This is a genomic window from Pseudomonas sp. PME37.24/025, from assembly GCF_055556615.1.
Map to the genome: position 1 here is coordinate 1 of NZ_JBVHNK010000048.1, position 393 is coordinate 393.

Here is a 393-nt window from a genome sequence, read left to right on the forward strand (position 1 = left end):
GCTCGCATTCGCCGGATTCACCGGGTTGTTCGCCGCCCGCTCCGGCATCCGCGCCGCCGAGGCCGGCGCCGCGCTCACCGGATGGCTGTCCGGTTCGCTCGTCTTCGCCGCGATCGCGGCCGCGGTCGCCTTCACGGCCGAGGCTCCGCTGGTGTCGTTCCAGACGTGGCAGGCGATCCTCTTCCCGGCGCTGATCTTCGCGGTCCCGTCGCTGATCGGCGCCTTCGTGGGCGCCTGGGGCGTCGGAGACGAGGGGCCCGTCGACCGCCTCCGCGCCGCGCGGGATCGGATGCCGTCGGCCTGGGCGCCCGTCCCCTCCCTCGTGCTGCGCGGCGTCGCGCTCACGACCCTCGGCCTCCTCGCCGTGGGCGGTCTCGTCGTGGCCGCGGGCCT

General features: G+C 75.8%; 1 protein-coding gene. It reads left to right on the forward strand.

The window, feature by feature from the left end; all coding sequences use genetic code 11:
- The coding region (locus ACZ3HH_RS29430) for a cell division protein PerM (protein ID WP_465810032.1) at positions 1 to 393 on the forward strand (393 nt) is incomplete at both ends.